This is a genomic window from Bacteroides sp. RTP21281st1_H5_RTP21281_210402 (assembly GCF_040918965.1).
GTDB classification, from domain to species: Bacteria; Bacteroidota; Bacteroidia; order Bacteroidales; family Bacteroidaceae; genus Bacteroides; species Bacteroides congonensis.
In genome coordinates this window covers 59840-84317 of the sequence record NZ_JBCOWR010000006.1, presented here as the reverse complement: position 1 = coordinate 84317, position 24478 = coordinate 59840, and the positions used below count along the sequence as shown (strand labels likewise).

23 protein-coding genes are annotated in these 24478 nt (G+C 43.3%); 19 read left to right on the top strand and 4 right to left on the bottom strand.

Annotated elements, in window-relative coordinates:
* The first annotated feature begins 104 nt into the window (after nt 1-104).
* The 18 genes from AB5443_RS10890 (at nt 105) to AB5443_RS10805 (ending at nt 17780) form a co-directional block, all read left to right on the top strand.
* Nucleotides 105-575 carry a DapH/DapD/GlmU-related protein gene (locus AB5443_RS10890; protein WP_277134778.1) on the top strand — a complete coding sequence of 157 codons (471 nt, stop codon included), beginning with the start codon at nt 105-107 and terminating at the stop codon, nt 573-575.
* Between the two features lie 11 nt (nt 576-586).
* Nucleotides 587-1570 (top strand): glycosyltransferase family 2 protein, encoded by a 984-nt coding sequence (locus AB5443_RS10885; RefSeq protein ID WP_277134777.1) that lies wholly within the window; start codon nt 587-589, stop codon nt 1568-1570.
* Nucleotides 1571-1601: 31 nt separating this feature from the next.
* The gene (locus AB5443_RS10880) at nt 1602-2141 is read left to right on the top strand and encodes a serine acetyltransferase (RefSeq protein ID WP_277134776.1); all 540 of its coding nucleotides are present in this window, start codon (nt 1602-1604) and stop codon (nt 2139-2141) included.
* A complete protein-coding gene (locus AB5443_RS10875) occupies nt 2141-2929 on the top strand; it encodes a glycosyltransferase family 2 protein (protein ID WP_368113430.1) in 789 nt (262 codons plus the stop codon). The genes AB5443_RS10880 and AB5443_RS10875 overlap by 1 nt, the downstream gene beginning before the upstream one ends.
* Nucleotides 2920-3876 (top strand): glycosyltransferase family 8 protein, encoded by a 957-nt coding sequence (locus AB5443_RS10870; RefSeq protein WP_022139183.1) that lies wholly within the window; start codon nt 2920-2922, stop codon nt 3874-3876. The genes AB5443_RS10875 and AB5443_RS10870 overlap by 10 nt, the downstream gene beginning before the upstream one ends.
* A gap of 72 nt (nt 3877-3948) precedes the next feature.
* On the top strand, nt 3949-4815 hold the full coding sequence (locus AB5443_RS10865; RefSeq protein ID WP_368113431.1) for a capsular polysaccharide synthesis protein: 867 nt from the start codon (nt 3949-3951) through the stop codon (nt 4813-4815).
* Entirely contained in the window at nt 4815-5669 is an 855-nt protein-coding gene (locus AB5443_RS10860) for a beta-1,6-N-acetylglucosaminyltransferase (RefSeq protein WP_195406133.1), read from the top strand. Before AB5443_RS10865 ends, AB5443_RS10860 begins: the two co-directional genes overlap by 1 nt.
* The gene (locus AB5443_RS10855) at nt 5666-6529 is read left to right on the top strand and encodes a beta-1,6-N-acetylglucosaminyltransferase (protein ID WP_368113432.1); all 864 of its coding nucleotides are present in this window, start codon (nt 5666-5668) and stop codon (nt 6527-6529) included. The genes AB5443_RS10860 and AB5443_RS10855 overlap by 4 nt, the downstream gene beginning before the upstream one ends.
* A complete protein-coding gene (locus AB5443_RS10850) occupies nt 6526-7632 on the top strand; it encodes an acyltransferase (protein ID WP_368113433.1) in 1107 nt (368 codons plus the stop codon). Before AB5443_RS10855 ends, AB5443_RS10850 begins: the two co-directional genes overlap by 4 nt.
* A gap of 2 nt (nt 7633-7634) precedes the next feature.
* A complete protein-coding gene (locus AB5443_RS10845) occupies nt 7635-8627 on the top strand; it encodes a glycosyltransferase family 2 protein (RefSeq protein ID WP_368113434.1) in 993 nt (330 codons plus the stop codon).
* A gap of 19 nt (nt 8628-8646) precedes the next feature.
* Nucleotides 8647-9897: a hypothetical protein gene (locus tag AB5443_RS10840; RefSeq protein WP_368113435.1), complete on the top strand. Its 1251-nt coding sequence runs from the start codon at nt 8647-8649 to the stop codon at nt 9895-9897.
* A complete protein-coding gene (locus tag AB5443_RS10835) occupies nt 9894-11030 on the top strand; it encodes a glycosyltransferase family 4 protein (RefSeq protein ID WP_368113436.1) in 1137 nt (378 codons plus the stop codon). The genes AB5443_RS10840 and AB5443_RS10835 overlap by 4 nt, the downstream gene beginning before the upstream one ends.
* Nucleotides 11005-12150, top strand: a complete 1146-nt coding sequence (locus AB5443_RS10830; protein ID WP_368113437.1) for a glycosyltransferase family 4 protein — start codon at nt 11005-11007, stop codon at nt 12148-12150. Before AB5443_RS10835 ends, AB5443_RS10830 begins: the two co-directional genes overlap by 26 nt.
* Complete coding sequence (locus AB5443_RS10825; protein WP_368113438.1) at nt 12150-13262, top strand: glycosyltransferase family 4 protein; 1113 nt, start codon at nt 12150-12152, stop codon at nt 13260-13262. Before AB5443_RS10830 ends, AB5443_RS10825 begins: the two co-directional genes overlap by 1 nt.
* Before the next feature lie 10 nt (nt 13263-13272).
* Complete coding sequence (locus AB5443_RS10820) at nt 13273-14070, top strand: polysaccharide biosynthesis/export family protein (RefSeq protein ID WP_368113439.1); 798 nt, start codon at nt 13273-13275, stop codon at nt 14068-14070.
* Between the two features lie 16 nt (nt 14071-14086).
* Nucleotides 14087-15238, top strand: coding sequence for a hypothetical protein (locus AB5443_RS10815; RefSeq protein WP_368113440.1), 1152 nt, complete (start codon nt 14087-14089; stop codon nt 15236-15238).
* Between the two features lie 29 nt (nt 15239-15267).
* On the top strand, nt 15268-16479 hold the full coding sequence (locus AB5443_RS10810; protein ID WP_368113441.1) for a polysaccharide biosynthesis tyrosine autokinase: 1212 nt from the start codon (nt 15268-15270) through the stop codon (nt 16477-16479).
* A gap of 107 nt (nt 16480-16586) precedes the next feature.
* Complete coding sequence (locus AB5443_RS10805) at nt 16587-17780, top strand: OmpA family protein (protein WP_368113442.1); 1194 nt, start codon at nt 16587-16589, stop codon at nt 17778-17780.
* A gap of 664 nt (nt 17781-18444) precedes the next feature.
* Here AB5443_RS10805 and AB5443_RS10800 read toward each other — a convergent pair.
* From AB5443_RS10800 to xerD, 4 genes are all read right to left on the bottom strand, one after another.
* The gene (locus AB5443_RS10800; RefSeq protein WP_044655174.1) at nt 18445-19983 is read right to left on the bottom strand and encodes a YifB family Mg chelatase-like AAA ATPase; all 1539 of its coding nucleotides are present in this window, start codon (nt 19981-19983) and stop codon (nt 18445-18447) included.
* Nucleotides 19984-19996: 13 nt separating this feature from the next.
* A complete protein-coding gene (locus AB5443_RS10795; RefSeq protein WP_368113443.1) occupies nt 19997-21070 on the bottom strand; it encodes a thioredoxin-like domain-containing protein in 1074 nt (357 codons plus the stop codon).
* Between the two features lie 112 nt (nt 21071-21182).
* The gene (locus AB5443_RS10790; RefSeq protein ID WP_022139168.1) at nt 21183-22877 is read right to left on the bottom strand and encodes a tetratricopeptide repeat protein; all 1695 of its coding nucleotides are present in this window, start codon (nt 22875-22877) and stop codon (nt 21183-21185) included.
* A 136-nt stretch (nt 22878-23013) separates the two neighbouring features.
* Nucleotides 23014-23973: a site-specific tyrosine recombinase XerD gene (gene xerD / locus AB5443_RS10785; RefSeq protein WP_333698651.1), complete on the bottom strand. Its 960-nt coding sequence runs from the start codon at nt 23971-23973 to the stop codon at nt 23014-23016.
* A 72-nt stretch (nt 23974-24045) separates the two neighbouring features.
* Here xerD and aroQ point away from each other — a divergent pair, with 72 nt between their 5' ends.
* Nucleotides 24046-24468: a type II 3-dehydroquinate dehydratase gene (gene aroQ / locus AB5443_RS10780; protein ID WP_022139166.1), complete on the top strand. Its 423-nt coding sequence runs from the start codon at nt 24046-24048 to the stop codon at nt 24466-24468.
* Nucleotides 24469-24478 lie beyond the last annotated feature (10 nt).

The window sequence follows — 24478 nt, the reverse complement described above, 5'->3', positions numbered from 1 at the left end:
GGAGATATCAGGAGTATATTCATCCGGGCATATATGTTACCAGACATGGGATTTTGTATCGTGAGAAGGGATGCAGATATTATATAACTTCCCGGGGTAAACTGATGGTCGGTAAGGTATGGGTAGGAAAGATTCCTTCTCAAGAGAAAGGGCGGCTCATTCTTCATGCTGATTCGGAATTGATTGTAAAAGGGGCTTTTGATATAATCGGGTCTACTATAGTTGTGCTACCGAATGCTAAACTTGTCATAGGCTCAGGATATATCAATTTCCATTCAAAGTTGCATTGTTTCAATCATATTGAAATCGGGAATAATGTCATTATTTCCGAGAATGTAATTATTCGGGATTCGGATAATCATCAGATTATAGATGGGAATAGCATGTCTGCTCCTATTGTTATAAAAAATAATGTATGGATCGGTATGGCCGCCATTATATTGAAGGGGGTGACTATTGGAGAAGGAGCTATTGTTGCGGCAGGTGCTGTCGTCACTAGAGATGTTCCGGCGCATACGATTGTGGCGGGTGTTCCGGCAAAGGTCATTAAAAAAGATGTTTTTTACACTGTATAAAACTGAATTACATGGAAAATAATGCATTCGTATCTGTCATTGTACCTGTATATAACTCGGCGCAATATCTGGGGAAGTGTATAGATAGTATTCTGTCGCAGTCGTATAAAGACTTTGAACTTCTTCTTATCAATGATGGTAGTAAAGATGCCTCGGGGCAAATTTGTGACGATTATGCACAGAGTGACGATCGGATAAGAGTCTTTCATCAGGAGAATTTGGGGGTCAGTGCTGCCAGGAATCTGGGACTTGAAAGGCATAATGGTTCCTATTTTATCTTTATAGATTCGGATGATTATGTGCAGAGGGAATATCTGGAAGAATTGATGAAATACAAAGATTGTGATCTGGTGCAATGTTCTTGTGTAGCCGAGCCGTCAGGAAATGGCTATTTGTTTGGAGATGAGATGTTTGAAGGAAAGGTGCAAATCCACCGGTGCTTGTCAAAATATATATATCCGGAGTTTACAGTGCCTTTCGGTCGATTATATAAATCGACCATTCAGAGGACAAACCGTTTGTTTTTCAATACTTTTTTATATTCGGGCGAGGACACGTTATGGGTGAGCCAATATTTATTGTATATCCATTCGGTGAGAACTTCCTCTTATGACGGGTATATTTACGTACATCATACAGGAGAGCATTTGTCTCAAAAAGCGATTTCTTATGAACATTTGGAATGTATACTAAACAGTTTGTTGACCGCTTATGCTAATCTTGAGAAAAAATACTCTGTGGATTTAACGTGTACCCGGCTTAGTGCTACTGCCTATTTTTATCATAGGTATATAATACATCTGGCAAAGGAAGACTTTTGTAACATTGAAGAAGCATTGAGAAAGTCTTGTGCCAATCCTTTAATTAAGGATATCTTTTATGATAAAAGCTATCTTCGGAAAGGAAAGAGAATGCGGTTGTTCAACTGGTTGGTATTACATGATGCGTACCGCTTATTAGCACTTTATGTCAGACAGTGGAAACGATATATGTAACTATGATAAGGATTAAATGAAAAAAGGTGGAATGATGACATTAAAGGAATATCTTGATTCGGATCGGATGGATTATTTTCCACCACTATCAAAAGGATGGCTGTTGGACTGGCTTTTAAAGACCGAGCAATATTGGATTAGAAAGTATATGAAAGCCCTTCGTAAGGAAGAATTCTATACTGCTTATAAAAAGAACAGGCTGCTGAAATATTATTATTTCAGAAAAAAGAACATTCTGGGTGTTCGCCTTGGTTTTTTCATAAGTGCGGGTTGTTTCGATGCAGGTCTGAAAATATATCATTACGGTTCCATCATTGTGAATCCGAAATCCCGTATCGGAAAGAATTGTACCATACATGGTACTTGTTGCATCGGAAGTAAAGGAACTTTTCCCGATGACTCTCCTGTTATTGGCGACAATGTGGATATTGGACAGAATGCGCAGATTTTAGGGGGGATAATCATAGCGGACGGAGTGAAGATTGGCGCAGGGGCTGTTGTCCTGAAATCGGTATTACAGCAGGGCGTAACTGTGGTTGGGGTTCCTGCCCGTATTTTAGAAAAGCAATAATGCAAGTCTCGATTATTACAATCAATTATAATAACGGTGCAATGCTGGAGTCCACCGTCAAGTCTGTCATTGACAATAAAAGGAATCTGGACGGAGAAGCGGAGTATATTGTGATTGATGGCGGAAGTACCGATAACAGTGTGCCGGTTATTCAGGAATATGCGGAATATATAGATTATTGGGTGAGCGAGAAAGATAAAGGCGTGTACAATGCAATGAATAAAGGAGTTTCCATTGCGAAAGGGAGTTACTGTCTTTTTCTTAATTCGGGAGATACTTTCTATGAAAAAGATACTTTGCGGAAAGTCCTTCATTCGTTGGATACGGACTTTGTGTGTGGCAATGCGTGCTTGAAGTATGCGGATGGGGTTGCGGAATGGAAAGCTCCGCAAATAGTGGATATGCAATTTTTCCTGAGACGTTTTTCCGTCTGCCATCAGTCTTTATTTATCCGTACAAGCTTGCTTAAGGCTCGTCCATACAACGAATCATTGGCAATAGTGGGTGATTATGAACAGTTATTTTACGAAATGGTGGTGAATCACCGGAGCTACAAGAGAGTGGAACTGACCATCTGTTATTATGGATGTGACGGCATTTCTTCCTGCCATGAGAAATCTGATGCAGAAAAAAGGTATGTATTGAATGAATTCCGTCATCGGGGATATATAGAGCCTGATGAACTCTGCGATATAGTAAACAGGCTGAAGGCAGGCACCCGTAAGTACCGCTTGTTATTGTTTCTTGCTAAATGTATTGTAAATAATCGTATGCACTTATGGAAGTAAATATACATCAAATGAACCATACTCCTGTTCCGTTGGTAATTGCTTTTACCCCTGATTATTTTATCCCTGCGGCCACTTGTCTGTATTCAATCTTTGAAAACATGCGACCGGACGGACAGCTTCATGTCATATGCCTGCTTGGCGGGGAACTGCCGGAGCGGTTAAGGCAAAAGATACAAGTAATAGGCGGGCAGTGTGCGCGCTACTCTTTTGTGAACCTTCAAGGCCGTTTGCAAGATATCTATGTTGATGCCAAGTACACGGAAGCGGCATCTTATCGGCTATTGTTGCCGGACTTGCTTCCGGAATACGATAAAGTGATATATATTGATTGCGATGTGATAGTCCGTAATGATTTGGTTGGACTATACCATTCAGTCGAATTGGGAAGAAATTATTTAGCTGCTGTTTTTGAAGCCCCTTTAGAGTTCCAGATGGAACGTTTTAAGGCAATAGGCTGTGATCCGATGGAATATATTAATTCCGGTTTCCTGATAATGAACCTGAAACAGATGCGTCGGGACAAGATGGTCGATAAATTCTTGGAAGCTTCAAAGGCAGACTATCTGGAGTTTCCGGATCAGGACGTACTTAATCGGTTGTGTAAGGGAAGGATAATCGGTCTGGCTCCTTATCATAATTCTATCCGCACTTTTTATCTGCCCCAATATAAGAAGTCCTTTTTACAGAAATATACTGAACAGGACTGGGAAGAAGTCCGGCGCCATGGTACAGTGCATTATACAGGAGCAAAGCCCTGGAATTATTTTACGGTAGAGTTCCGGTTATGGTGGCAATACTATGACCGTTTGCCGGGGGAGATAAAAAAAGAATGGAAGATGAATAAGAAAATATGCTTATTGGCCAAACTAAACGGAATACCTTGCGTGTATTTTGTGTTGGACGGGCTACGGAGACTGTATCGTAAATTGAAATATGCATTATAGGGAAAAATGAGAATGAAGCGATGGGCAAAGCGGCTTGTTCCCGCAAAATATTGGAATACAAGGCGTAAAAAGATGATTTTGAAACAGCACCGGAAAGTGGCGGATTTCTGGTTTCCTATCATTGAAGCTTATTATCATGGGGAAATAGAAAAGTATCCGTTGAAGCCTGAAAAGAATTTGGGAACTCAGAAGATTATCTGGCAGTATTGGGGGCAGGGGCTTGATGGAGATGAATTGCCGGAGATAATCCGGCTCTGTTTTGAGTCGGTTGATAAATATAAGCAGGATTATCAGGTGATCCGACTTACGGACACAACCCTGTCCGATTATCTGGATTTGCCGGATTTCGTATTGGAAAAACGGAATAACCGGCGATTTACCCGCACTTTCTTTTCCGATTTGTTGCGTCTGGCTTTATTGGCGACGTATGGCGGTGTGTGGCTGGATGCCACCGTTCTGCTGACAGGCCCTTTCCCGGAAGAATATAAGAATGCTGATTTCTTTATGTTCCAACGTTCTGACGAAGAAAGGGACAAGAGCTATTGGGAAAATGTTTATGCTTATTATTTCGGTTGGGATCCCGCCTTTAAGGTACGGATGCTGAGCAGTGTCATTTTCGCGCAAAGGGGTAATGTTGTCATTTCGGCTCTATATGATTTGCTGTTGTATTTTTGGAAGACGGAAGACTCCCTTTCTGATTATTTCTGTTTTCAGATTTTGTTTCATGAGTTGATGGCAAACCGCCTTTCTGATAAGAATTGTGCGATAGTGAATGACTGTATTCCGCACATTCTGCAAACTAAAATCAACGGAAACTATGATAGTCTTTCATTCGAAGAAACATTTGTCTTGAGTAATATACACAAAATGGCGTATTTCGACGATGAGGCGCTCTATCGTTTGAAAGTGGTACTTGGGGTAAACCGGAAGAAGGCGTAATGAAACATGCCTATTTAATTATCGCTCACCATGAGTTTGAAGTTCTGGAGAAACTGGTTCAGTCGCTTGATGATGTCCGGAATGATATTTATATTCACTTTGACAGGAAACTGAAGAGTCTGCCGGCCTTTATAATCCGGTATGCAAGCTTATATATATTGGAAGAAAGGATAGATGTCCGGTGGGGGCATATCTCTCAAATCAAGGCGGAATATGTTTTGTTTGAAACTGCTTACAGGCATGGCGGATACAGTTATTATCATCTGCTTTCCGGTGTCCATCTGCCGTTGAAATCACAAGACTATATCCACCGTTTGTTTGAGAAGCTGAAAGATAAGGAAGTGTTGGCATATGTACCCAATAACGACTATCAGACAGATTTAAAGATGCGTAGATATAATTTCTTTATGAAGAATTTCATGCATAAGGATTATCGGGTGAGGCGGCTGAATCAGCTTTTATGGAGAATTTGTATCCGCATTCAGAAGGAGTTGCATATTTACCGGAATAGAAGGACGTTTTATGCCAATGCCGCTAATTGGGTGAGTGTGACCGGTCATTGTGTCGCCTATCTGCTGCAAATTAAAAAGAAAGTTTTGCGGAAGTACCGTTTTACATTGTGTGGTGATGAATTCTTTATTCCTTCAGAGATAGGCAGTTCGCATCTGAAAGATAATATATTGTATTATGACAAGCTCTTGAAGTGTGACTTCGGAGCGACAGGGCCTCGCACCTATAGCTTGGAAGACTATGATGTCCTGCTAGACTCAGATTGTTTGTTTGCCCGTAAATTCAGCCGTATGGACATGGATATTGTAAATAAGTTGGCACTTCATATAAAACCTGAAGGATGAAACACGCCTATTTAATCATTGCACATAATGAATTTGAAGTCTTGTCGCGGCTGCTTCAGGCACTCGATGATGTCCGTAATGACATTTATATCCATTTTGACCGGAAACTGCAAGAATATCCGCCTTGTCAATTAATACATGCGGGACTTTGTATTTTGACCGGACGCATAGATGTCCGTTGGGGAGATGCCAGTGTCGTGAATGCTGAATATGCATTGTTTGAAGCAGCGTATAAGCATGGCGGTTACAGTTACTTTCATCTGCTTTCCGGTGTTGATATGCCTCTTAAATCACAGGATTATATCCATCGTTTTTTTGAAGCTAACGCAGGAAAGGAGTTCGTCGGTTATTATCAGGGAGATATTACAAAAGAGATAAACCGCAAAGTGCGGAGATGGCATTTGTTTCCGAAAGATTTTAAGGACACAGGTGGCGTTGTAGCGACAGGAAAGAGAGCATTGCGTGCGGTCTTTATCCGGTTACAGCAGATGGTCGGCATCTATCGCAACAGAGGAACCAATTTTAAGAAAGGCACTCAATGGGTAAGCCTTACAGTTGATTGTGTCGGTTATTTGCTTCAGCAGAAAGAAGTGGTCGGGCGGATGTACAAGCATACCTTTTGTGCGGATGAGATATTTGTGCAGACAATTTGTTGGAACTCATCTTTTCGTGACCGCCTTTATGATACGGAGAATGAAGGACATGGTTGCTTGCGTGCGATTGGTTGGAAAGATAACAAACTGAATGACTGGCAAGAAACGGATTTTGAATATCTCATTCATTCGGATGCGTTGTTTGCCCGGAAGTTCAACTCCCGCCATCTGAAAGTGGTCGATTTAATCTTGAACGAGATACGATGATGATTGAAGATCCTGAAAAAAGGCAATCAGAGGTGATTGCGGCTATGAGATTCCCTTTGATGGTATTATTGCTTTTTGCCCATGTGCTTCCCGAGAAATCAATACCCATAGAGATGAACCTCTCCGGAATGAATATATATCACTTGTTTTCAGAAGGAATATCGCATAATCTGTCGAGGATACGCAACCCCTTGTTCTTTTTATTTTCAGGCTTTTTCTTTTTCCGCAAGATGGAAGAATGGAGCTCCGGCTTTTACTACGGTCAGTTGAAAAGGAGGATAATGAGTCTTATGGTTCCCTATTTACTATGGAATGTGATAATGATATTGGCCATGTACATAAAGAATTATGCTCTGATTTATCTTTTCTCGATGGAACCGGGTGAGGATTTGCTGAAGTTCAGGAATACTGCATGGCATGTGCTGTTCTGGCAGACTCCTGTCAATTATCCTTTGTGGTTTTTACGGGACTTGATTTGTATGTCCGTACTTTCACCTTTATTTTATGTTTTCTTTAAATATCTGAAGGCGTATGGTTTGCTTGTTTTGACTATCCTGTATTTGTCTGCGTGGGAGTCGAATGTGGCAGGACTGAGCATGTCTGCTTTTATGTTTTTCGGCGCAGGAGCCTATATGGGCATTTATAAAAAGAGGATATTGGAGTTCTGTTCAAGGTATCGGTACACGGTGGCGGTAACAGCTTTCTTGTTTTTATGTTGGGCTATCGTCAGCAATGGAAGAGAGGGACACGCGTATATTGTCAGGATATATGTGCTGTCAGGCATAATGACAGCTTTCAATCTGACAAATTGGTTAATGACCAGAAGATTTTGGACGGGTGTGTTTATGAAGTTGTCCGGTACGGTATTCTTTATATATGCAGCCCACGAAGTGTATATCATCAATTGGACAAAGGGTTTCTTTTCCCGTACCTCTCTGGCCGACTCCGGTAGCGGACTGATGATAAGTTATATACTGATACCTTTCATTACTTTAGGAGTTTGTCTGGGACTTTATTTTGTGTTGAATAAGATAGCTCCCGATATGCTTGCCCTGATGGTTGGCGGACGGGCGAAAACACAGGTTCTGAAGAACGTCAAATGAATATGGAGAGCATGACTGCCTCGGTGATTATTCCCGTATATAATGCGTCGGCAACTTTGGAGGCTTGTCTGGATTCTTTGAACAGGCAGACTATTCAGCATCTTGAACTTCTGTTTATAGATGATTCCAGTACGGACGGAAGCTTGGATATATTGATGTCCTATGCGGAACAATATTCCACCGGAGATTTTGTAGTCAAGGTATTGCGCCATGAACGGAACCGTGGAGTTGCGGCCGCGCGAAATACCGGTTTGGAGTATGCGACGGGAGAATATGTATATTATGTCGATGCGGATGATTTCATTGAACCGGATACATTGGAGTGCTTGCTGAAGGAAGCGCAGGAGAAAGAACTGGATATTGTCGGGCATGAATGGTTTCTGACATTCAAGTCGGATGAACGATATATGAAACAGCCTCTCTTTGTAACTCCCGATGAGGCATTGCGGCAAATGATGTGCGGAGTGATGCGTTGGAATTTATGGCTTTTTCTGGTTCGCCGTTCTCTTTATGTAGAGAATAATATCCGGTTTATAGAAGGGATGAATATGGGTGAGGACATGATGGTGATGATGAAACTGTTTGCATGTGCGAAGAGGGTGGCAATCATCAACCGGGCTTTCTATCATTACGGGCAGAGTAATTCAGGTTCATTGACCAAGACTTATTCGGCGGAACATATCCGGCAGGTGACAAACAATGTGCAGGAGGCGGAACGGTTTATTTCCGCTTCTTCCTATGCTGGTTTGCTGTCGGAATTTATTCCTCTCTTGAAGTTGAATATAAAACTCCCGCTTTTGATAACAGATGATGAATCCCGTTACAGGCAATGGACGGAGTGGTTTCCTGAAGCGAATGGATATGTGATGAAGAATAAACGCCTTCCGTTGAGGACGCGGTTGCTTCAACTGGCGGCTGTAAAAAGATACGATTTCCTGTTGAAGTTATACTATCGGTTTGTATTCAAATTGGTCTATGGGGTTATTTATAAATAGTGCGGCAGACAGATAAAGGATGGTACGTTTGTTAGCTATGTTGTTTATATCAATGATTGTGAGCGGGTATTATTTTCCGTTCAAATTTTCTTTTTTTCCTGTTGTAAATACCAAAGTGGTGCTGGCAGTTATCAGTATCCTGTTGGTTGTTTATCAAGGATGCCGCAAGCATGGAATCACTATCTCGAAGGAACTAATGGGAGCCGTCGGAATTGTTTTTATTTTCTCTTTCATATGCTTGGTGGCTATTGACCAGAATAATACCGATGATTATGCTTATGTGACTTATTTCTTCTCATTTTTTACATGGTTGGGAGGAGCTTATACAGTATGTGCCGCGATTCGCCTGTGCCATGGAAAAGTGACATTGCGTTTGTTGATCGGCTATTTGTCATTTGTATGTGTGGCGCAGTGCATATTGTCTCAATTGATAGATCGTATTCCTGCATTCAAGATGCTGGTAGATACTTACATTGTACAGGGGCAGTCCTTCTTTAATGAGATAAACCGGTTGTACGGTATCGGAGCTTCATTGGATCCTGCCGGTGTACGGTTTTCCGTTGTATTGCTTCTGATAGCCTACTTGTTGTGTGAAGACCCTGTTGTCAGGCAAAGCCGGAAGAGAATAGCTGTTTATCTGGTTTCCTTTTTTCTTATCTCGATTCTGGGAAATATGATTTCGCGGACTACTACTGTCGGAATGGTAATGGGATTGGCCTATATCATGTATTCAACCGGATTTTATCGCCTGGTCATACCGGCCGATACTATCAAGTTCTATTCTGTTTTCGGAAGTTTGCTGGTTTTATTTGTGGTCGCGGGCATCTATCTGTATCAGAACGACGATGGATTTTATCAGAGCATACGGTTTGCTTTCGAAGGTTTTTTCAAATGGGTGGAAAAAGGTCAATGGCAAACGGACTCTACTGATAAACTGAAAGCTGTCATGTGGATTTGGCCGGAGAATTTCAAAGGTTGGATAATCGGAACAGGCTTGTTTGACGGTTGGGTGTATAGCACGGATATTGGTTATTGCCGCTTTATATTGTATTGCGGATTGACAGGTTTCAGTGTCTTTGCCCTGTTCTTTGTTTACAATGCCCGGGTATTCTCCCGTAAATTTCCGTCATTTCGTTTATTGTCTGTTTGTATGCTGGCCTTGAGCTTTGTTATTTGGTTGAAAGTAGCAACCGACCTTTTTCTCATTTACGCATTGTTTTATTGTCTGGACTGGAAAGAAGAACAGGATTCCGAACCATTACTTGAATGAAAATAGCTTATTGTATAGCCGGAACCTATAACTCCGGAGGAATGGAACGGGTATTGGCAAATAAAGCCAATTATCTGTCCGGTCGTGGTCATGAGGTAGTTATCATCACTACGGAACAGCGTGGGCAATCGCCTTTTTTTAAACTGGATGAACGCATACGGTGCCATGATTTGGGAATTAATTACGAAACAAATAATGGAAAATCACTCTTGAATAAAGTTATCCGTTATCCGCTGAAACAATGGAAACATAAAAGACGCCTGACAACCACTCTGAAACAAATAAAGCCTGATATTACCGTTTCCATGTTCTGCAATGACGCTTCTTTTTTATGGAAGATAAAAGATGGCAGCCGTAAAGTGCTTGAAATTCATTTTTCACGTTACAAACGTATGCAATACGGGCGTAGGGGGCTTTGGAAAATCGTAGACCGATGGAGAAGCCGGAGGGATGGGAATACAGTGAAGAAGTATGACCGCTTTGTTGTACTGACACATGAGGACAAATCCTATTGGGGGGATTGGCCTGATATTGCGGTTATTCCGAATGCGCTCACATTTCCTGTAGCCCGGCCCGCGCTATTGGATAATAAAAGAGTGATTGCTGTCGGCAGATATAGTTATCAGAAAGGATTTGATTACCTGATTGACGCCTGGGCTATAGTCCATTATTTTCAGCCGGAATGGAAGTTGGATATTATCGGCGACGGTGAATGGGAGGAACGCCTGCAACGGCAGATTGATGAAAATAAGCTCAATCATTGTGTACGTTTGAAACCATCTACCGGCCATATAGAGAAAGAATATGAACAAGCTTCCATACTGGTAATGTCTTCCCGCTATGAAGGTCTGCCTATGGTACTGCTGGAAGCGCAGTCTTTCGGATTGCCGATAGTCTCTTTTGCTTGCAAATGCGGCCCTAAAGATATAATCACGGATGGAGAAAATGGCTTTTTGGTGCCGGAAGGAAGCCTTCCGACATTAGCCGACCGGATTCTGAGATTGATGGAAGAAGAGGAATTGAGAAAACGGATGGGGATGCGTGCATTCGTCCGTTCCAAGGCTTTTTCGGAAGAACGGATTATGAGGCATTGGAACGATTTGTTTTATGAACTGGTTTCCGGAAATGCATAGGGGAAGAAGAACAATCGTGGTTTCGGCGGTGAGTTTGCGCAAAGGAGGTACGCTGGCCATTCTCAGGGATTGCTTGTGTTATCTTTCTACTTTAGCGGATAGCGGTGAATATCGTGTGGTTGCGCTGGTGCATAAACGGGAACTGGCGGACTATCCGGGGATAGAGTATATCGAGATGCCGGACATCATTAAAGGATGGGGACGTAGGCTGTGGTGTGAATATGTAACGATGCGCCGGATTTCAAAGAAATTGGCTCCTGTATATCTTTGGTTGTCCCTTCACGACACAACCCCCGCAGTGATAGCGGAACATCGGGCGGTCTATTGCCAGACTTCATTCCCTTTTTACAAATCTTCCTGGAGAGATTTCCGGTTTGACTATAAGATCGTGTTATTCGCTTTGTTCACCCGTTTTGCTTACCGGATCAACGTCCGTCGGAATGACTATTTGATTGTTCAGCAAGAATGGTTACGGACAGGATTCAGCCGAATGTTGGGAGTAAAAAAAGAGAAGTTTATAGTATCTCCCCCCGAACGCAAGGATATACAGGTCGTTGCCGGGAATATCCGACTCCCTTGCTTTACATTTTTTTATGCTTCTACCCCTGATTGCCATAAGAACTTCGAACTGTTGTGTGCGGCCGCCAGTCTGTTGGAGCGGGAAATGGGGACGGGTAAGTTCAAGGTTGTGCTGACTGTGAGTGGAAAGGAAAACAGCTATGCGCAATGGTTGTACAAGAAGTACGGAGAAGTGGATTCCATCGACTTTGCGGGATTTATGAGCAAGGAAAAACTCTTCGGTTACTATAACGCGGCGGATTGTCTGGTATTTCCTTCGAAAATAGAAACATGGGGCTTGCCCATTTCCGAATTTATGGTGAATGGCAAACCGATGCTGCTGGCTGATTTACCTTACGCGCATGAGACTGCCGCAGGAGGGAAGGCTGTCGCTTTCTTCAGCCTGTCAGCTCCGGGAATATTGAAAGGGCAGATGCGGAAACTACTGGAAGGGGATTTCTCTTTTTTGAATCCCGTACCGGACTTTGGGAAACAGGAACCGGCTGCCTGTTCCTGGGAAGATATGTTTGATATTTTATTGGAAAGGTCTTTTATATCATAATGAAAATTCTACAAATTGGTAAATTCTACCCTATTCGTGGCGGTATAGAGAAAGTGATGTTTGATATCATGACGGGGTTGTCACAGAAAAATGTCTATTGCGATATGCTGTGTGCGTCGGCGGAAGGGCAGTTGCCCGGAGATATCAGGCTGAATGAATACGCCCGGATATTGTGCGTGCCCACATGGAAGAAAGTGGCGGTGACCATGCTGTCTCCTGCCATGATACTCCGGTTGCGCAAGATACACGAAGAGTATGATGTGATCCATATTCATCATCCTGATCCGATGGCGTGCCTTGCTTTGTTCCTGTCCGGGTATAAAGGACGGGTTGTGCTTCATTGGCACAGTGACATATTGAAACAGAAGATGCTGCTGAGGTGCTATCGCCCCTTGCAGGACTGGCTGCTTCGGAGAGCTGATGCGATTGTCGGGACGACATCGGTGTATGTGGAGGAATCTCCCTTTTTGCGGAAAGTGCAACATAAAGTTTGTAGTATCCCTATCGGAGTGGACGAGGTGAAACCCACCCCGGAACTGGTGAGGGAAATCAGGCGGAAATATGCCGGAAAGAGGATTATCTTCTCTTTAGGACGTCTGGTAGAATATAAAGGATATGAATATCTGATACGCGCCGCCCGCCGGCTGAATGATGATTGCATCGTGCTGATAGGCGGCAAAGGCCCGCTCCGGACATATTTGCAGGCATTGATCGAGAAGTTGGGAATCGTGGATAAGGTGAAATTGATAGGTTTTGTAGGGGATGAGGAACTGTCCGGTTATTTCGGCGCTTGTGATGTGCTTTGTCTGAGTTCTGTCCGGAAGACAGAGGCATTTGGTATCGTGCAGATAGAAGCCATGTCCTGCAGGAAGCCGGTAATTGCTACAGAAATCCCCGAATCAGGGGTGAGTTGGGTGAACGCGGATCTCTTGTCGGGCATAAATGTGGAACCGGAAGACCCGGAATCATTGGCTCAGGCGATAACTACACTTCTGGCTGATGACAGTTTGTACGGCCGGTTGTCCGAAGGGGCCCGCCAACGGTATGAAACGATGTTTACCAAAGAATTAATGATAGAACGATGTTTGAACCTTTATCAGAAAATAAAATAATAAGAAGAGTATGAAAAAAAATGCATGTTCAGGATTGTTCTTCCTCGTATTGATACTGACGTCTTGTGTGAATACGAAGAAGATGGTGTATCTGGAAAATATGAGAGAGGATATTTCTTATCCGATGAACGCTCAGGTGGATATGAAAATTCAGCGGGATGACCGGCTTGGTATTGTAGTGAACTCCCGCAATCCGGAGCTGGCGGCACCTTTCAATATTTCTACCGGAGGAGGTTTTCAGGTGACGGATGAAGGGGAAGTAGCCGCTACCAATGCTCCGAAGCAGGAGAAAGGGTATCGGGTGGATTTGAATGGATATATCGAACTTCCGATTCTCGGAAAGATGAAAGTGGTGGATTTGACCCGCAAAGAGGTGGGGGATATGATAAGGGAACGGTTAATCAGCGAAAACCTGATTAGTGACCCGTTGGTGTTTGTGGATATCCTGAATTTCAAGATTACTGTAATGGGGGCTGTAGGAAGCCCGACCGTGTTGCAGGTAGAGGACAGCCGGATCACTTTGCTGGAAGCCATCAACCGTGCCGGCGGCTTGTCGGCGAATGCGACGATGGACAGGGTGGCGGTAATCAGGGAAGAAAATAATGAACGGAACATGTACCTGCATGATGTCCGTTCGGTGGATGTGTTCTACTCTCCCTGCTATTACCTGCGGCAGAATGATATTGTCTACGTGCAGCCGAAGTTTGCCGAGGCTACCGTGAAGGAACGGCGTACATTGGGCTTTTATACATTGCTCCTGAGTATTATTTCTTCCACTGTTTCACTGGGCATATTATTGACGAAATAACTAACGATGGATGAACATGGAAAAACAAGTTAAGAAAATACTTGCCGAAGAAGATAAGTCGATAAATCTGGTCGATATTTTAATGTATCTGCTTTCCTATTGGAAATGGTATGTTCTTTCCATATTGATATGCGGCGGATATTTCTGGTATGACTATAGCAGGACACCGTTTGTGTATAGCCGTTCGGCGACGGTGATGATCAAGACTCCCGCCAATACTCCTTCTGCCATACGGCTGATCCGTAGCGGTGACTACATGGGGCAGGTCAATATGGCGACCGAGCGGCTGCAATTCCAGTCGAAAGCATTGATGCGCAAGGTAATCAGCCGTTTGAATGCGGACGTCAGTTATGCGGTGCGTGACGGCTTGCGTCAGAAAGAACTGTATATGGCTGCTCCCGTCCGGGTACATTTCCTTGTATCGGAGCCGGAAGCTGAATTATCCTTGCTCGTCACGCCGAAAAATGAACGGCAGGTCGAACTCTCGGACTTCTCGCGTGGCGCGGAAAGCAGGAAAACGGTGAATATAAATGATACGGTAGAAACTGCATTGGGCAGACTGGTCGTATCTGCTGCGGAGAATTATGATTCTTCCTGTTGGGGCAAACCGGTCAAGGTGAGCAAACAGGCGCGTGAGAAGATGGTCTATTTTTTCCTCTCTAACTTGTCAATCAAGCAGGTGAACGGGGATGTAGCCCTTCTGAATATCATGATGGATGATTTCTCGCCGTTACGTGCGGGTGATGTGCTGAATATGCTGATTACTGTCTACAATGAAGAAGCTATTGAGGACAAGAACCGGATTGCTGTCAATGCGGCACAATTTATCAGGGAACGGATTGAAATCATTGAAGATGAATTAGGAAGTGTGGAAACGGATATTGAGGTGATGAGAAAGGAGAGTGACTGGGGGGATATTAATACGGCGGCAAGCATGTATGTGTCGGACGGGCGGAAGTATGAATCGTCACTGAAAGAACTGGATACGCAACTGCAACTGGTTTCCTTTATCAAGCAGTATCTTCAGGATGCCGCGAAGGAAGACGAGCTGATTCCCGGAGATATCGGGTTGACCGATGCTGTCATAGAAGGGCAGATTGCCCGTTATAACGAGGCATTGCTGAGGCGTAACCGGTTGAGGAGCGGAAGCGGGGGCAACCTCCGGTAGTGCAGGAATTGACACGTTCCGTTGAAACTATGCGGCAAAATATCAACAGGTCGATAAATAATCAGGTGACCAGTCTGAAATTGAAGCGGACGGAAATATCCGGTCAGGAAAGGCTGGCACGCCGGAAAGTACGGGATGTACCGGGCAAGCAGCGTGAGATGCTTTCCGTTGAACGGCAACAGAAGGTAAAGGAGTCACTGTATTTGTTTTTGTTGAATAAACGGGAGGAGAATGCGCTCAACCAGTCTATGGTGGATAATAACGCGCGGATTATCGACTCTGCTTCCGGAAGTAATGCTCCCTTTTATCCCAATAAGTATAAGAAGTTGCTGTTGGGAGGCGGGATGGGAATAATTATTCCTACTGTCATTCTGCTGTTGATATTGATTGTGGATACGCGTGTGCGCAATCGCAAGGATATGGAGGCTGTGGTTAGCGCCCCTTTTCTGGCGGAGATTCCTAAAAGTGCGGAGAAGGTTACGGAGATAAATGACATCATGGTACGTGCCCGCGGGCAAGATGCGTTGTCGGAGTCGTTCCGTATTCTGCGTACTAATCTGGGATTTGTGGCATCGCAGTCGCCGGGGCAGAAGGTGGTGACATTGACCTCTTTTAATGTATCGGCAGGTAAGACTTTTGTGTCTGTCAACCTCTCTGCCAGCCTGGTGCAAGCCGACAAGAAAGTTATCCTGATAGACTTGGATTTGAGGAAAGCTACACTGAGTTTGATTGCTAAAGCCAGAGGCAATGGTATCAAGGGGATGGCACATTATCTATCCAACAAATCCATAAGCATGGACGATATCATCATGAAAGACGGGTTTGGCGAGGGAATCGATTTGATCCCCGTAGGGGTGATTGCTCCTAATCCGGCGGAGTTGCTGTTAAGTGGCAGGCTGGATGAACTGATCGGACATCTTCGGGAAAGATATGACTATATAATTGTGGATGGGGTACCGGTTGGGATGGTAGCGGATGTTTCTATCAGTAACCGTATTTCTGACGTGACCCTGTTTATTGTACGTGCCGGAAAGTTGGATAAACGCCAGTTGCCTGAACTGGAACGTTTGTATCAGGAACATAAACTGAATAATATGGCCGTGGTACTCAACGGTACGAAGCAGGGAAGGAGAGGTTACGGATACGGTTATGGCTATGGTTACGGCTATGGCTACAGCTATGGGAATGATGAGAAGAAAAAGAACTGGTTTTTTGGAAAAAGAAAGAAGGAGAGCGTATAAAGTGAGAGTGTTATCGGATTTTATGCTAGCGATAAAATGGAAAAAAAGCTCGTACTTTGCAATTGTAATTTGGTGATATTGGAAAATATGGTAAAAGGAAATAGTTTATGAGAAGAGTAATTGTAATGTGTTCTTTCTTTTGGGTGCTGGGTTTGAATGTTTGCGCACAGGAAGACTTTTCAAGATCTACTGCAACTACAACGACCATTGTCGAAAATCCCGATAAATATAAGGTGGAAACAAACCGGTTCTGGAGTAACTGGTTTGTAAGCGTAGGCGGAGGTGCGCTGATGTATTTCGGCGACCATAACAAGCAGATGTCTTTTGGTGACCGTTGGAGTCCGGCATTGGATGTTGCTTTCGGAAAATGGTTTACGCCGGGCATTGGTGTACGTGTGATGTATAGCGGGTTGACTATCAAAGGAGCCACTCAAAATGGAAGTCATTCCACTGGAAAGGTGTATGATGCGTCGCAGCGGCTGGAAGAACAGAAGTTTGACTTTATGAACATTCACGGAGATGTGATGTTCAATATGTCCAATATGCTTTGCGGTTATAATGAGAAGCGTCTATGGTCTGTGTCTCCTTATATTGGCGTAGGCTGGATCGTTACATGGGAAACTCCGCGTGCACGTAACTTCAATGCCAGTCTGGGGTTGGTTAATACGTTCCGCCTGAGTTCGGCGTTTGACTTGAATCTGGATGTACGCGGTACCGCAACCAAGGATGAATTTGACGGAGAAAGAGGGGAGCGTAAAGAGGAAGGCTTATTGTCCGTGACATTGGGGGTGACCTATAAATTTCCGCGGCGAACCTGGGGACACAGTACTGTCAAGACAATTACTTTTAGTGATGAAGAGTTGCGTCTTATGCGTGAACAGTTGAACGCTATGAATGAGGAAAACAGCCGTTTGAAAGACGAGTTGGTCGAAGCTTCCAACAAAGCGCCGGAGAGGGTGGTGGAAACGAATATTCTCGCAGCTCCTTATCTGGTGACTTTCAAGATTTCAAAAAGTTTCCTGAGCAACGAAGCGCGTGTGAATCTCGGTTTCCAAGCTAAATTAATGAAAGAGAATAAGGATGCAGTCTACACGATTATCGGTTATTGTGATAAGGGTACGGGCACTAAGGAGTTTAATCAACGGTTGAGCAAAGCTCGTGCGGAGGCTGTCTACGATTGTCTGGTCAAAGAGTTCGGAGTACCGGCTTCACAACTGAAAGTAACTTATGAGGGAGGTGTGGATAATATGTACTATGATGATCCGCGGGTGAGCCGTGCAGTAATAACGGTTATCAAATAGATTATAAATGGGTGGAATGAGATGGGATACATTAAATAAACCCGCTATATATAAGATGTAAAAGCGTCTGTTGAAATTATGAAGTTTATCCTTATGGAATGCTTTGTAATATACCGTCTGTGAAGATAGTAACTATTGTTTGTTTTGTTTGTGTGAGCATCTTTCCCGGCGGGGAAAGGTGCTTCTATTATTTTTTCCGGCCGGAATTTGTCAGGGGCTTGACAAATGCGTTTTAATGTTGTATCTTTGTAGTTCATGAAAATGGTTTTCTGTCGGATAATAAATGAAAAAATAGATAAAAATGAATATGAAAATAGTATAATATAGTGACAATATGGCTCTCTCTTCTTGGCTTTCGTTAAGAGGTAGGGCATCTGATATAGGCTGAAGGCTGCGGGTTCTATGGAATCCGCAGCCTTTTCTGTTATAAAAAATGAACATTAAAAACCGAATTTGCAATTTGAGAGTTTATAATAAACTTGGATACCGTTTATAATAAACTGCTCAAAAGTTTATTATAAATGCAGTATGTATTTGTGCATTAAGCTGTAAGTATTTTTGCAAGAAAGACTTTTCTTATACGGAATCTTCTGAACTTAAGGTAATTATAGCGTACAAATGATGCAGTAGCATACTTTTACAAGATGGCGCGAAAGGCGTCCCTTTATCCTGCCCAGTTCTCCCTGTCGAGATTCCGGTAGCTGATAGCTTCTGCCAAATGTGAGGGAAGTATTTGTTCGCTTTCCTCTAAATCTGCGATAGTCCTTGCTACTTTCAATATCCGGTCATATGCACGGGCGGAGAGGTTGAGCCGTTCCATCGCGTTCTTCAGTAAGGCGAGGCCTTTGTCATCCGGTCGGGCGTATAATGATAATAACTTGCTGTTCATTTGTGCATTGCAATAGGTTCCGGGGAATCCGGCATAGCGTTTTTCTTGTATCTGGCGGGCTTTAATGACCCGTTCACGGATGGATGCGCTGGACTCTCCTCTTCGTTGGTCGGAAATCTTATCAAAAGGAACAGGAATAATCTCAATCTGAATATCAATCCTGTCGAGCAAAGGGCCTGAAATCTTATTCAAGTATTTTTGTACCTGTCCGGGGCTGCAAACGCATGCTTTGGTCGGATGATTGTAGTAGCCGCAGGGGCAAGGGTTCATAGATGCCACTAATGTGAAACTGGCAGGATAGTCTACGCTACTTTTTACACGTGAGATGGTTATTCGTCTGTCTTCCAGTGGTTGACGTAGTACTTCAAGTACATTTTTCGAAAACTCTGGGAGTTCGTCTAGAAATAAAATCCCGTTATGAGCCAGGCTTATCTCTCCCGGTTGGGGAAAGCTGCCACCGCCCACCATTGCAGATTGTGAGATGGTGTGGTGGGGAGATTGGAACGGACGTTGGGTTATTAGCGAAGAGTTCCGGTTCAATTTTCCGGCTACCGAGTGTATTTTGGTCGTTTCAAGGCTTTCTCCCAGAGAGAGTGGGGGAAGGATAGATGGTAATCGTTTGGCCATCATTGATTTCCCGCTTCCCGGGGCACCCACCATAATTATATTATGTCCGCCGGCTGCGGCTACTTCCAATGCCCTTTTTACATTCTCCTGCCCTTTTACATCAGCGAAATCAAATTCAAAGTTGCTTTGTCGGGTGTAGAATTCTTCCCGTGTATTGACGATGGTCGGTTCTAACTCACGCTCGTTATTGAAAAATTCAATGACTTCTTTGATATTGCTGACACCATAAACTTTCAACTGATTGACGACAGCAGCTTCCCGTGCATTTTGTTGCGGGATGATTAATCCTTCAAATCCATCTTCACGGGCTTTGATGGCAATAGGGAGTGCCCCTTTGATGGGTTGTATGCTTCCATCGAGACTTAGTTCGCCCATTAACAGGTAACGGGGGAATTTTTCAGCGGAGATGGTTTCATTCGCACCCAGCAGACCGATGGCTAGTGGTAAGTCGTAGGCTGACCCTTCTTTGCGGATATCTGCCGGCGCCATATTGACTACCAGGTTACTGGTCGGCATTTTGTAACCATTGACTTGAAGTGCGGAAATGATACGCTGATGGCTTTCCTTGACCGCAGAATCCGGAAGGCCGACGAGATAGAACATACAGCCGCGCGAGCTGTTTACTTCGATTGTGATGAGTGTTGCATCAATACCTTGAACAGCCGCTCCGAATACTTTTATTAACACGTTTGGTTACTGGTTATTTTTTCTTTTTATTGTTTTGCTTTTCTTTTTCTTCCGCTGCGGAAACGACTTCCTCGATTTTCTTTTTCAATTCTTCTCCTGTGAGATTCTTGGCGAGAATCTTACCGTCTGCTGACAAAAGAATGTTGGCGGGTATTTGTTTGATGGAATATTGTTTGGCAATTTCGGAATTAAGTCCGCCGAAGTCGCATACTTGTTCCCAGTCCAGCGTATCGCGTTTGATGGCATCTTTCCACTGCTCTTTGTCCATATCGAAAGAGATGCCAAGCATAGCTATATGTTTATTCTTTTTGTACTGTTTATAGAGGGCTTTCAGTTCGCTGTTACTGCGATGATTGGAGATGCTGTCACTCCAGGAAGCCCAAAAGTTGATTAGCAGATTTTTCTTCTTGAAATCTTCGGATGAACGGGTGATCTTTATTCCTTTTGTATTGGGCAGGCTGAAGAACGGCGCATATTTGCCGATTTCCGTTTTTTCGGCTTGTGATATGCTTTCATTCAGCCGTTCAATATAAAGTTTATCTTGTAATATACCTGTCATGACTTCAATCAGCTTCTTTATCTTATTAAAATCAGGAGATTCCTTTTGGACAAAGTATTTATCTAGCAGGTAGAGGCTGACAAATGACGAATGATGCGTTTGTATGAACTCTTCCGCCTTTTCTTCCATGGCTTGTTCGGATGGACTATCGAGGGCATCCAGTTCTTTCTGAAAGGCTGTAAACTCTTCATTATATATGTTTCCGTCAATTGTCAGGACTTCAGGGTTACTAATATTCCCTTTAATCTTGATTTTGTTTCCTTTATCAAGGAATATTGGGTATTCAGTCTGGTTCCTGATGAGAAGAAAAGCTGAGGTGATAGTATCTATCGGGGCTGAATAAGAGAATTTGTCGTCTTTCACCAAAATAGTATCTATACGGTCGCGGATTTCGTCCATTCCATATAGGTAAAGCGTATCTGTACCCAATCCTTTGATTTCTCCGGTTATGCTCACTTCTTTTTGGGAAGTCTTGCCACAACCGAACAAACAGATGGCTATGAGGATTAAAATGCTGCTCTTTTTCATTGTTTTGATTTCTTTTCTGCGAAAGTACGGTTTTTACGGATAAAAAAAAAGAATTGCCCGTCATTTATAATGACAGGCAATTCTTAATATTTAAAATAGAGTGGTATTTCTATTATTTAACGATGCTCATGAAATCTGCATTTGTGAAGTATTTTGCAAATTCCAGGTCAGTAGCTGCTTTCTTAGCTAATGAAGAATCTTTGGCAACTGCGCTCTTCAAGCTGCTTGTTACCATAGAAGAATTGTTAGTTCTAGCACCCAAAACTGCCATCAGGTAGTCTGTGTAAGCATCCGGTCTTTCTACGTTAGCCAAAGTGTTTTTAGCTTTGTTGTAGTCCTTAGCAAGGATCTGAGCCAAAGCAGCACTGTTAGTCTTAGAGTCACCGAATGAGTTGACTGCTCTTTCATATTGACCTTGAGCGATGTACAGGTTACCCATAGATTCGCCAAGTTCTTTAGTTCCGGCTGCTTTACCGAATGATGCTTCAGCAGCAGCTTTGTCACCCTTCATCAAAGCGATCAAACCTAAGTTCATGTTAACTTCAGGAGTAGCGTTTACGCTGGCAGCTTTCTTGAAGTAAGATTCTGCTTTGTCGTAGTTACCGGCTTGGTAAGCTAATTTACCCAAGTTGTTGTAAGCACGGTAATCGTTCGGGAATTGTTTTGTAGCTTGAGCATAGATAGCTTCTTGCTTAGCAGGATCGTTAGTCAGTGTAGCAGCGTACAGCAACTCTTCAACGTTCAGTTCAGAAGGATTAGAAGAAGCCAGTTTAGAGATTTCTTCGTCAGACTTGCCGATGATTTCGTAGTTCAAAGTCAAACGGGAACGACGCAACTGAGGAAGGATTTCGTCAGCCAAAGTCTTGTAAACAGAAGAAATGTTTTTGATTTCCTGTTCTCTCTGTGCAGGATCCTGGTACATTGACAATACGCGGAGAATCAACTCTTTGTCCTGGATGTTGGATTTAGAAACCAGTTCTTGGAAACCTTCCCAGTCCTGTGCAGTATATTTAGCGTCAACCGGAGCATCAATTTTTGCTTTCTTCAGGTCTTTGTTCAACATCTTGGTTGTGTTGCTTTCACGGTTTTCAGCAAGAGTAGTATTCAAGCTTACACCACCATCAGGAGAAGCATATGAAGATACTTCGATGTTGCTGATCTTCTTGTTGGCAGCTTCGTTTACGTTAGCCACTTCTTTGTTGAATTCTTTAGCAGTCTTCAACTCGCTTGAACGGATGTTAGCCTGTTGGATCAAGAACATGATGTTAGCATCGTGCTTTTCTTTGATGATACGTTGGAAAGCGTCTTCGCCCAGTGCAGGGTTTGCGTTACCTAATGTATTGTTCACCAACTCAGAAGTAGAAATTACACCATCAGCTACTTTCACAGCAGGGATAGTAACCACTTTCTTACCGATAGTAGCTTTAAATTCGAGGTACAATTCTGACTTAGCCATTTCAGGAACATAGTCGAAAGAAGTTTTCATTGTGTAGCTACCACCCATCTTGTAAGAGATAGACTGGTCGTTACCTTCTACTTTTTCGCCTTGGAAAGTAGCTGGCTGGCCTTTAGCTTCGCCGCCATTCCATTTCAAAACCGGAGTAACTTCTACAACAGCTTTCTTGTTGAAATACTTTTCAGGAAATTTACCATTGATGGTAGCAGGAACTTTACCTCCTACTGCTTCCAACACTTGCGGAGTAACAGTGAAGTAATCAGCTGACAGTGGACCCATTTTTTTGTTACAAGAAGAGAATAATGCAACAATCATTGCCATGAGTAAAGGCAAGTACAACTTCTTAGTCATTTTAGGTATAAATTAAATGTTTGTAATTGAAATTTCGCCTATTCGCAAACCTCTTTCTGTTCAGCACGGAAAAAGTAACGCAAAGATATTAATTCTTAATATAATTATATAGATAGAGGGGCGATTTTATCATAATTTAATGAAATAACGACTCTTTTTCTTTCCGATATTTGATATTTCGGGGATGATGCTCAATAATCTCACTGCGAAGCATATTACGGTCGATGTGCGTATAAATTTCGGTAGTTGCGATAGACTCATGTCCGAGCATGCATTGGATGGCCCGCAAATTGGCGCCACCTTCCAGTAAATGAGTGGCAAAGGAGTGCCGGAATGTGTGCGGACTGATATTCTTGGTAATGCCCGCCTTTTGCGCTAATTCTTTTATCATGTGGAAGATCATGATCCGGGAAAGTCCTTTGCCTCTCCGCTGGCTGACGAAAACGAAATCTTCGTGCCCTTTCTTCACTTCTATTTGGTTGCGGTCTGTGATGTAAAGTTTTATTTCGTTAATCGCTCGCGGGGAGATGGGGACAAGGCGTTGTTTGCTTCCCTTCCCTTCTACTTTGATGAAGCCTTCGTCGAAATAAAGATCGGACAATTTGAGGTTGACAAGTTCAGAAACACGAAGTCCGCAACTGTATAGTGTTTCCAGAATAGCCCTGTTGCGTTGCCCTTCGGTTTTGCTGCGGTCAACGGCGGAGATGATCCGGTCAATTTCTTCCACTGTGAGTACTTCGGGGAGTTTGAAGCCGAGCTTAGGACTTTCCAGTAGCTCGCTGGGGTCTGCTTCCAGATAATCTGCCATGATGAGAAAACGGAAGAATGATTTGATTCCCGATAAGATGCGGGCTTGTGAACGGGGGTGGATGCCGATGTCGTGCAGTCCGGCTGCAAAACGTTGAAGGTCAGCGAGGCATACGTCCAGGACGTCTATCTCTTCTAACATTAGAAAACTCATCAATTTGTCCAGATCCGTGAGATAGGCATCCAGCGTGTTGGGAGACAAGGACTTTTCCAGTTTGAGATACTGCTGGTACTTCCTGATTATCACGTCCCGTTGCTCCTTCTTCTTCTTTTTTTCGTTGATTTCCATTTCTTTTTTCTACCTTTGCACCTTGAAATATTGTTCTTTGGATACAAAGGTATAAAAAAACAGGATTGCGCGATGAAGATACAAATTATTAATGGCCCGAATATTAATCTGTTGGGTAAGCGTGAACCTTCCATTTACGGAAGCGTTACATTTGAAGATTATCTGGCTGAACTTCGCAAAAGATACGCTGACGTGGAGATCGACTATTTTCAATCGAACATTGAGGGAGAAATGATAGACTGCATTCAGCAGGTAGGATTTGATGTGGACGGCATTATTATGAATGCGGGTGCATATACGCATACTTCCATTGCTTTGCAGGATGCGATTCGTGCGGTGACAGCTCCGGTGATCGAGGTGCATATATCCAATGTGCATAGCCGTGAGGATTTCAGGCATGTTTCTATGATTGCCTGCGCTTGCAAGGGAGTTATTTGTGGCTTCGGGCTGAACTCGTATCGTTTGGCTTTGGAAGCATTGCTGGAGAATAAATAAGGTATAATAT

Coding starts and splice junctions, on each gene's coding strand:
- AB5443_RS10830 (WP_368113437.1), top strand. CDS start 11,005: ATGAACTGGTTTCCGGAAATGCATAGGGGAAGAAGAACAATCGTGGTT.
- AB5443_RS10855 (WP_368113432.1), top strand. CDS start 5,666: ATGAAACACGCCTATTTAATCATTGCACATAATGAATTTGAAGTCTTG.
- AB5443_RS10880 (WP_277134776.1), top strand. CDS start 1,602: ATGATGACATTAAAGGAATATCTTGATTCGGATCGGATGGATTATTTT.
- AB5443_RS10875 (WP_368113430.1), top strand. CDS start 2,141: ATGCAAGTCTCGATTATTACAATCAATTATAATAACGGTGCAATGCTG.
- AB5443_RS10825 (WP_368113438.1), top strand. CDS start 12,150: ATGAAAATTCTACAAATTGGTAAATTCTACCCTATTCGTGGCGGTATA.
- AB5443_RS10890 (WP_277134778.1), top strand. CDS start 105: ATGGTCGGTAAGGTATGGGTAGGAAAGATTCCTTCTCAAGAGAAAGGG.
- AB5443_RS10870 (WP_022139183.1), top strand. CDS start 2,920: ATGGAAGTAAATATACATCAAATGAACCATACTCCTGTTCCGTTGGTA.
- AB5443_RS10835 (WP_368113436.1), top strand. CDS start 9,894: ATGAAAATAGCTTATTGTATAGCCGGAACCTATAACTCCGGAGGAATG.
- AB5443_RS10885 (WP_277134777.1), top strand. CDS start 587: ATGGAAAATAATGCATTCGTATCTGTCATTGTACCTGTATATAACTCG.
- AB5443_RS10815 (WP_368113440.1), top strand. CDS start 14,087: ATGGAAAAACAAGTTAAGAAAATACTTGCCGAAGAAGATAAGTCGATA.
- AB5443_RS10845 (WP_368113434.1), top strand. CDS start 7,635: ATGGAGAGCATGACTGCCTCGGTGATTATTCCCGTATATAATGCGTCG.
- AB5443_RS10805 (WP_368113442.1), top strand. CDS start 16,587: ATGAGAAGAGTAATTGTAATGTGTTCTTTCTTTTGGGTGCTGGGTTTG.
- AB5443_RS10810 (WP_368113441.1), top strand. CDS start 15,268: ATGCGGCAAAATATCAACAGGTCGATAAATAATCAGGTGACCAGTCTG.
- AB5443_RS10840 (WP_368113435.1), top strand. CDS start 8,647: ATGGTACGTTTGTTAGCTATGTTGTTTATATCAATGATTGTGAGCGGG.
- AB5443_RS10850 (WP_368113433.1), top strand. CDS start 6,526: ATGATGATTGAAGATCCTGAAAAAAGGCAATCAGAGGTGATTGCGGCT.
- AB5443_RS10790 (WP_022139168.1), bottom strand. CDS start 22,877: ATGACTAAGAAGTTGTACTTGCCTTTACTCATGGCAATGATTGTTGCA.
- xerD (WP_333698651.1), bottom strand. CDS start 23,973: ATGGAAATCAACGAAAAAAAGAAGAAGAAGGAGCAACGGGACGTGATA.
- aroQ (WP_022139166.1), top strand. CDS start 24,046: ATGAAGATACAAATTATTAATGGCCCGAATATTAATCTGTTGGGTAAG.
- AB5443_RS10795 (WP_368113443.1), bottom strand. CDS start 21,070: ATGAAAAAGAGCAGCATTTTAATCCTCATAGCCATCTGTTTGTTCGGT.
- AB5443_RS10860 (WP_195406133.1), top strand. CDS start 4,815: ATGAAACATGCCTATTTAATTATCGCTCACCATGAGTTTGAAGTTCTG.
- AB5443_RS10820 (WP_368113439.1), top strand. CDS start 13,273: ATGAAAAAAAATGCATGTTCAGGATTGTTCTTCCTCGTATTGATACTG.
- AB5443_RS10865 (WP_368113431.1), top strand. CDS start 3,949: ATGATTTTGAAACAGCACCGGAAAGTGGCGGATTTCTGGTTTCCTATC.